The sequence below is a fragment of the Parasphingorhabdus sp. genome (genome assembly GCF_049667325.1).
In the GTDB taxonomy this organism is placed as follows: Bacteria; Pseudomonadota; Alphaproteobacteria; order Sphingomonadales; family Sphingomonadaceae; genus Parasphingorhabdus.
Genome location: NZ_JBATHY010000196.1, coordinates 1 through 8708, shown reverse-complemented (window position 1 = coordinate 8708; position 8708 = coordinate 1). Strand labels below are relative to the sequence as shown.

Here is an 8708-nt window from a genome sequence, read left to right as displayed (position 1 = left end):
AGATATTCGCCGCTTGTTGCCCTGGATCGAATGGGCATATGCACAGGTGAAAGCCGAACTTTCCTGATTTTTATCGCCCCGGCCAAGGCCGGGGATCAAATAATTTCCCGCGATACTGGGACTTTGTTTTGGATGCCAGCCAGCGCTGACATGACTATCCCAACAAGGAATACACACATGCCAAAAGTACTGATTTCCGACAAAATGGACCCGAAAGCCGCTGAAATTTTCCGTGAACGGGGATGCGAAGTAGACGAAATCACCGGACTGACACCGGAAGAATTGATCGCAATCATAGGCGAATATGATGGCTTGGCGATCCGCTCGTCAACCAACGTCACGGCCGAGATATTGGAAGCGGCAACCAATTTGAAAGTCGTCGGCCGCGCCGGTATCGGGGTCGACAATGTCGATATTCCAGCCGCCTCCGCCAAAGGCGTTGTGGTTATGAACACGCCCTTCGGCAACAGCATCACCACGGCGGAACACGCCATCGCGATGATGTTTGCCCTGGCCCGCGAGCTGCCTGCCGCCGATGCCTCGACCCAAGCGGGCAAATGGGAGAAATCGAAATTCATGGGCGTCGAGCTGACCAGCAAGACGCTCGGCCTGATTGGCGCAGGCAACATCGGCTCGATTGTTGCGGAACGCGCAATCGGCTTGCGGATGAAGGTCGTCGCATATGATCCGTTTCTTACCGAAGACCGCGCCGTCGAAATCGGCGTTGAGAAAGTGTCGCTGGACGAATTGCTAGCCCGCGCAGACTTTATCACCATGCACACGCCGCTAACCGACCAGACGCGCAACATCCTGTCTGCCGAAGCCCTTGCCAAGACCAAGGCCGGCGTCAGGATCATCAACTGCGCGCGCGGTGGCCTGATCGACGAGGCGGCATTGAAGGAAGCCCTGGAATCCGGCCATGTCGCCGGTGCTGCACTAGACGTATTTGCCCAGGAACCGGCCAAGGAAAACTCCCTGTTCGGAACACGTAACCTGATTTGCACGCCGCATCTTGGCGCATCCACCAGCGAGGCGCAGGTCAATGTCGCGATCCAGGTTGCCGAACAAATGGCCGATTATCTCGTCAATGGCGGCGTCGAAAATGCGCTTAACATGCCGAGCCTTTCGGCGGAGCAGGCGCCAAAGCTTAAACCCTATATGACGCTTGCCACCCAATTGGGTTCTCTCGTCGGCCAACTCGCAGCCGATCAGATCAAGGGCGTTGCTGTCGAAGTGGAAGGCGCGGCTGCCGAACTGGATCAGAGACCGATTACAGCAGCAGTGCTGGCCGGCCTGATGCGGGCCTATAGCGACACGGTCAATATGGTCAACGCGCCATATCTGGCGAAGGAACGCGGTCTCGATGTCCGCGAAATCCGCCACGAGCGCGAAGGGGACTATCACACGCTGGTACGGGTATCGGTGACCACCGACGAAGGCGAGAAATCGGTAGCCGGTACATTGTTCGGATCATCCGGGCCGCGACTGGTCGAGATGTTCGGAATCAAGGTCGAAGCGGATCTCGAAGGTGACATGCTCTATATAGTCAACCAGGATCAGCCCGGTTTTATCGGCAGCGTCGGTTCGACGCTCGGTGCAGCAGGAGTCAACATCGGTACCTTCCACCTCGGCCGTCGCAGTGACGCGCCAGGAGGAGAGGCCGTGTTGCTCCTCTCGATAGATTCGCCGGTGGAAGAGCCTGTATTGTGGTCCGTTTGCCAGCTGGAAGGCGTGAAGACGGTCAAGGCGCTGCGCTTCTAATTCGAAAGACCAAGACCCAAAAAAAAGATGGCCTGAGCCTTTGCTTGGGCTATGGAGCAGGGCCATGCGAACGCCATCCAACCTCTTGCCCGAAGGCTTTCACGACGCGCTGCCACCTTATGCCGAGGCGGCATCGCGACTGGAACGCGATGTGCTCGATACGCTGGCCAGCCACGGCTATGCCCGGGTGTCACCGCCGCTCGCGGAATATGAAGATGGTCTGACCGAACAAATGCGGGGCGCATCGAGAAATGACCTGATGCGCTTTGTCGATCCGATTTCCCAGCGCACATTGGCGCTGCGACCTGATATGACCATGCAGATCGGCCGTATTGCCAAGACAAGCCTGGCCGAGCGACCGCGTCCGCTCAGGCTCAGCTATTCGGGCCAGGTGTTGAAACTGCGCTCGGGACAATTGCATCCGGAACGCAGCCGGTTGCAAATAGGCGCCGAGCTGATCGGCAGTGACAGCGTCATCGCCGCCAGCGAGATCGTCTCCGTGGCGGTTGAAGCGCTGGAGAGGGCGGGTGTCACCGGCATCACGGTTGATTTCACCATGCCCGACCTAATCGACATGCTGGCGGCAGGACCATTGCCATTGAACGAAGCCCAGATCGGCGAAGTACGCGGCGAACTGGATATGAAGGATGCCGGTGGTCTGAGCGCAATGGGCGCAACCGGTTATCTGCCCCTGATCGAAGCCACCGGCCCGTTTGACGAAGCAATGGCAAGGTTGCGCAAATTTGATACCGGCGACTTGCTCGGTTCGCGACTGGACGGTGTGTCCCGCATTGCCGAAAGCATCAAAGGCAAGGCCAGTCTCACGCTGGATCCAACCGAACGGCACGGCTTTGAATATCAGAACTGGTTCGGTTTCACGCTTTATGCCGAGACTTTTGTCGGTGCGCTGGGACGCGGGGGCAGTTATGAAATTGTCCATCCCGATGGCCAGTCCGAAGCCGCGGTTGGCTTTTCGTTATACCCCAATCCGTTGATCTATGCCGGTTTTGGCACAAAGATCAGCGACCTGATATTCCTGCCCCTCGGGTATGACCGCGCTGCGGCCGCAGGACTGAGAGAAGCGGGCTGGCGCACGGTGGCAGCCCTGTCAGACAAAGACCAGGCCGAGGCGCTTGGATGTTCGCATATTTTGAACGGCGATCAGCCGGAACCATTATAGGAAAGTGACTCAATGGCCAATGTAACGGTAATCGGTGCGCAATGGGGTGATGAGGGCAAAGGCAAGATCGTCGACTGGCTGTCCGAACGCGCCGATGTCGTTGTCCGCTTTCAGGGCGGTCACAACGCCGGCCACACGCTGGTGGTCGACGGAGCGGTCTACAAGCTTTCCTTGCTGCCCTCAGGTATCGTACGGGGCGCATTGTCGATTATCGGCAATGGCGTGGTGCTTGATCCATGGCATTTGCGCGACGAGATCAAGAAGCTGGAAAGCCAGGGCGTAGCAATCAACAAAGACAATTTCGGTATTGCCGAAACCTGCCCGCTGATCCTGCCGATCCACCGCGATCTCGATGCGCTGCGCGAGGACGCCAGCGGCAAGGGCAAGATCGGTACGACCCGGCGGGGTATCGGACCGGCCTATGAAGACAAGGTCGGCCGCCGCGCAATCCGGGTCTGCGACCTGGCCCATCTCGACGATCTGGGGCCGCAACTCGACCGGCTTTGCGCCCATCATGACGCGCTTCGTGCAGGCTTTGGCGAACCGCCAGTGGACCGGGAACGACTGCTCGATGACTTGAAGGAAATCGCCGACAGCGTGCTGCAATATGCCCAGCCGGTGTGGAAACGCCTCAACGAGGCGCGACGCGACGGCAAGCGCATTTTGTTCGAAGGCGCGCAGGGCGTGCTGCTCGACGTCGATCACGGCACTTATCCGTTCGTCACCAGCTCGAACACGATTTCAGGAACCGCAGCTGGAGGATCGGGTATCGGTCCATCCGGCACCGGCTATGTGCTGGGAATAACCAAAGCCTATACAACCCGCGTCGGGTCCGGTCCGTTTCCGACCGAGCTTGACGACGCTGTCGGCCAACGGCTGGGTGAACGCGGCCATGAATTTGGTACCAATACCGGCCGTCAGCGCCGCTGCGGCTGGTTTGATGCCGTGCTGGTACGGCAAGCTCTGGCGGTGTCCGGCGTTGCCGGCATCGCGCTGACCAAGCTTGACGTGCTTGACGGTTTCGAGGAGCTGAAAATCTGCGTCGGCTATGACCTGGGTGGCATGACCTACGACTATCTGCCGCCACATCATCAGGATCAGGCTGCGGTCAAACCGATCTATGAGACAATGTCCGGCTGGAACGAAACCACCGCCGGTGCCCGCAGCTGGGCCGATCTACCGGCGCAGGCGATCAAATATATCAAGCGGGTCGAGGAGTTGATCCAGTGCCCTGTGGCTTTGGTATCAACGTCGCCCGAGCGGGAAGATACTATTCTGGTGACGGATCCGTTTGCGGATTAAAATGGCCGCTCGATCCCGGAACCGACCGTTGGGCAGACTTGGTCGGGGGCATAACGGGTGGTTAGACGTTCGAAGCGTTTCAGGATTCTCTTTACGGGTATTGCGATATTATCGCGAATTGGGGGATCGCTGGCACCGAACCGCTATACAGCGCAGGTTCATTGTCTGAATGTCACCCCGTTTGGGCCATCATGTTGAGGTGGCAATGTGACCGCTCTAATCAAAGAATCCCCAATTTTATGCAAAGTTTTTTCAAACTCCAGTCACACGACTTGGCGATCGATCTCGGTACGGCCAATACGCTCATTTATGTGCGGGATAGCGGGATCGTGCTCAACGAACCTTCCGTCGTCGCGCTGGAAACCAATGACGGTGTTACAAAGGTGCGCGCGGTTGGCAGCGATGCCAAGCTGATGATGGGTAAAACGCCGCGCAATATTTCGGTCAGTCGTCCACTCAAAGACGGGGTCATCGCTGATCTTGATGTCGCAGAACAGATGATCAAACATTTCATCCATAAAGTACACGGGAAAAAGCCCGGGATATTTCGGCGCTTCAATATTGTCGTTTGTATTCCTTCCGGCTCGACTAATGTACAGCTACGTGCCCTGCGCGATGCAGCTTCCAATGCAGGCGGATCAGGTGTATTTTTCATCGAGGAACCGATGGCCGCAGCCATTGGCGCGGGGATTCCGATCGCCGAGCCCATCGGTGCGATGGTGGTCGATATTGGCGGGGGTACGACCGAGGTAGCTGTGTTATCTTTGCAGGGGCTGGCTTACAGCACATCGGGACGCATGGGTGGCGACAAGATTGATGATGCTATCGCATATCATATACGCCGCAGGCATAATCTGGCCATCGGTGAAACCACCACGGAATTGGTCAAACATGAAATTGCCAGTGCGGTGAGCCCGGTCGGTGACGGACGGACAATGCATATCAAGGGACGCGATCTCGTGAGTGGCATGCCGAAAAAAATTGCTATCACCGAAGCCGAAATCGCTGATGCTATTGCCGAACCGGTAGGCCAGATAGTCGAATCGGTGCTCAATGCACTGGAGAATACCAAGCCGGAATTGGCGGCGGATATCATGGAACAGGGCATTGTAATGACCGGTGGTGGCGCATTACTGGGACGAATTGACGAATTTATTGCCGAAAAAACGGGACTGGCAGTCACTATTGCCGATGATCCACTAACCTGCGTCGCTAATGGCGCCGGCAGGGCAATGGAAGATCCACTTTTTCGCAATGTGTTGATCCCCGCCTAGAATCGACGGTGCGGGCCATCCGTCAGGCCAAAGCATTTTGGCTTGATAACAGAAAATCGAACATAGCAATTTCTCGATTCAGCGCAGCGAACATCTGACCGTGATCCCTCCCCTAGACATCATCCGCCGAGATCATTTCCTCGCGGTCAATCTCACCGGTCATCGCCGCCACCGTCACGGCGACCGCGGCATCGCCGGAGACATTGGTCGTGGTGCGCATCATGTCCATGATCCGGTCGACGCCAGCAACAAAGGCGATGGTTTCGAGCGGCACGCCGACGCTGCCGAAGACCAAAGCCATCATGATCAGACCGGCTCCCGGGATGCCCGCCGCTCCGATGGCGCCCAAAGTAGAGGTTATCGAGATCAGAAGATAATCGCCCCAGGTCAGATCAACGCCAAAAATCTGCGCGCCGAACAGCGTGGCAAGGCCGAGATACATCGCGGTGCCATTCATATTGATCGTCGCGCCGAGCGACACGACGAAGCTCGCAACCGAATTGCTGACACCAAGATTGCGTTCGACGCAGCGCAGGGTCACCGGCAGGGTCGCGTTGGAGGAGGCGGTGGAGTAACTGACCGCAATCGCGTCAACGATACCGCGGAAGAAATCGATCACCGGCAGCTTGGCGACAAATTTGATCATCGCCGAGTACATCACTCCAATGATCAGCAGGCAACCGAGATAGTTAAGGCCGACCAGCTGGGCGAGCGATATCAGGGCATCGATCCCCAATGTTCCTGCGACCCACGCCATCAGCGCGAAAACACCAAAGGGTGTCAGTTCCATGACGATCATCGTCACTTTCTGCATCACAATCGCGCCGCTATCGAAAATTTTCGCGAGCGGCTTGCCGTCTTCCTTGGCCATCAAAATGCCGATACCGATCAAGAGAGCGAAGACGATAAGCGGCAATACGCGCACATCGGCCATCACCTGAACCGGGCTGTCGGGGACGATCGACAGGATCATGTCGATAGCGCTTGTGTCGTTGGGCACCGGGGTTTCGCCCTTCTGGATCGCGCTGGTATCCACACCCTTGCCGGGCTGAAAAAATGTCCCGAGCGCAAGGCCCAGCCACGCGGCAATCTGTCCGGTGATCACGAATAATATCATTGCCCGTCCGCCGACGCTGCCCAGTTTTTTAAGATCGCCAAGCGCGGCCACGCCAGCAACGAGCGAAAAGAAGATCAACGGGACAACCAGCATCTTGATCGACTTGATGAAAAAATCACCGATCCATTTGATGGCTTCTGATTCCGGTCCCCAGACCAGGCCGGTGATAACACCGAGGATCAGCGCCGCGATCACCCGTTGCCAGAGCGGTATCTTGAACCAGAAAGCCAGCATGTTGTTTCCCCCGTTTATGTTATCATCCTCGCCTATCGCCAGTGGCGTGGCGCGGCAAGCTTTTCGCGCGGCGCTACATCCAGAAGCTAATCGCCAGACAGGTTGATAAGCCAACACCAAAGGTCAGCGGAATTCCGGCCTTGAAGAAATCGGTGAACCGGTAATTGCCTGCGGCATAGACCAGAGTATTGGTTTGATAGCCGATCGGCGTTGCAAAGCTTGCGGAGGCTGCGAACATGACCGCGATGACCAGCGGCCGGGGATCAACCCCCAGATCGGTACCCAGCGCAATCGCAATCGGTGTGATTATGATCGCCACCGCATTGTTGGTCACGATCTCGGTCATGATCACCGACAGGATGTAGATCGCAAATACCAGTCCCCAGGGCGGTATTTCCCGCAGAAAGGGAGTCAATTCGGTGACCAGCAAGTCTACGCTGCCGGCCTGCTCCAGACCAAGGCCCACCGCAAGCATGCCGAAAATCAGGACGAGGACATTGCCGTCGATCGAACCCCAGGCTTCTTCCGCATCGATACAGCGCGCGAGCAAGATCGCACCAACCGCTAGAATGGCGGCGACGGCCAGCGGGATGACATTGAGCGCGGCGAGAACCACCACCGCAACCAAAGCACCGATTGCAATCGGTGCGCGGTCCCGGCGAAAGGCGCGGATTTTGGTCTGGCCGACGCCGAACAGATTGGGGTTCTGATACATGCGGCGAATATCTTCGCTGGAGCCGGTCACTAATAACCGGTCGGCCGCGTGAATGCGCGCATTTGTCAGATCGGAACGCGGCAGGTTACGATAGCGGGTCATCCCTAGTATGCGAACATCGAGCTGCGACAGAAAGGGAATGTCAAATAGCCGGTTGCCGATGCTGGGATGGCTCGGTGCCACTGTCGCCTCAACCAGTTCTTCACCCAAGGGCCCGACATCGCCTTTTCGGACAATGCCGATCTTGAAATCTTCCGATTTTCGCATGGAAATCAGTTCGGCGAGATCCAGCTGAACGACAATCCGGTCGCCTGCCCGCAATATATGCGTATCAAGTTCATGTCGGATATAGCTGCTCAGCCGCTTGACCGCAGTAACCTCCAGGCCGGCCCGGCGCAATTCCGGGACGGCCGAGAGCTTCTTGTCGATCACCGATGCCTTGCGGCGGACCGTCAGTTCGGTGAGAAAAGCGCTTTCATCGCTGCTGTCAAACTGACCCTTGGCCTCGCCGCCGGGAAGCAGCCAGCTGCTGAACAAAACCATCATGACCGTGCCTGCAGTCGCAGCGATCAGCCCATATGGCGTGATCTCGAAAATCCCGAATCCGGCCAGACCTTGATCCCGGGCAACCGCATCGACGATGAGGTTGGTCGAGGTTCCGATCAGCGTGGTCGTACCGCCCAATATGCATATGAAGCTGAGCGGGATCAGCAATTTCTTGGAAGAGAAACCGGTCGCCCGCGACAGACGGATTATGATCGGAATCAAGACGATCACGACCGGCGTGTTGTTCATGAAGGCCGAGGCAACAAACGCGCCGAGAAACATCTCGGCGACGGCCAGTTTGGGGTGCCGCTTGGCACGCTTGATGATGAAACCGGCAATCGCGTCAATCGTCCCGGTTCGCAGCAAGGCTCCGGAAAGGATGAACATCGCGGCGATGGTGATCGGTGCGGTATTGGAGAAGACCGAGAACAGGCCATCGGAATCGATGATCCCGAGAAACAGGAACATGCAGGCCCCGAGCACCGCGACCACGGCGGCCGGAAAGCGCTCCATAATGAACCCGGCGAACAAGAGACCCAAAATGACCAAGCCAATAATCGCCTTGTGGGTCTGAATATA

The 8708-nt window shown here is 57.3% G+C and carries 6 protein-coding genes; 4 read left to right on the top strand and 2 right to left on the bottom strand.

Going from position 1 to position 8708, the window contains the following annotated elements:
• Positions 1-177 precede the first annotated feature (177 nt).
• The 4 genes from serA (at position 178) to WBM93_RS08890 (ending at position 5517) form a co-directional block, all read left to right on the top strand.
• A complete protein-coding gene (gene serA, locus WBM93_RS08905) occupies positions 178-1761 on the top strand; it encodes a phosphoglycerate dehydrogenase (protein ID WP_424431062.1) in 1584 nt (527 codons plus the stop codon).
• 64 nt (positions 1762-1825) lie between these two features.
• Positions 1826-2941, top strand: coding sequence for an ATP phosphoribosyltransferase regulatory subunit (locus WBM93_RS08900; RefSeq protein ID WP_424431060.1), 1116 nt, complete (start codon positions 1826-1828; stop codon positions 2939-2941).
• A gap of 12 nt (positions 2942-2953) precedes the next feature.
• Positions 2954-4243, top strand: coding sequence for an adenylosuccinate synthase (locus tag WBM93_RS08895; protein ID WP_424431058.1), 1290 nt, complete (start codon positions 2954-2956; stop codon positions 4241-4243).
• Between the two features lie 239 nt (positions 4244-4482).
• A complete protein-coding gene (locus WBM93_RS08890) occupies positions 4483-5517 on the top strand; it encodes a rod shape-determining protein (RefSeq protein ID WP_424431056.1) in 1035 nt (344 codons plus the stop codon).
• Between the two features lie 112 nt (positions 5518-5629).
• Here the strand turns inward: WBM93_RS08890 and WBM93_RS08885 are convergent, their stop codons facing one another.
• On the bottom strand, positions 5630-6868 hold the full coding sequence (locus WBM93_RS08885) for a dicarboxylate/amino acid:cation symporter (RefSeq protein WP_424431054.1): 1239 nt from the start codon (positions 6866-6868) through the stop codon (positions 5630-5632).
• Positions 6869-6941: 73 nt separating this feature from the next.
• Positions 6942-8705 carry an SLC13 family permease gene (locus WBM93_RS08880; RefSeq protein WP_424431063.1) on the bottom strand — a complete coding sequence of 588 codons (1764 nt, stop codon included), beginning with the start codon at positions 8703-8705 and terminating at the stop codon, positions 6942-6944.
• Positions 8706-8708: the final 3 nt, after the last annotated feature.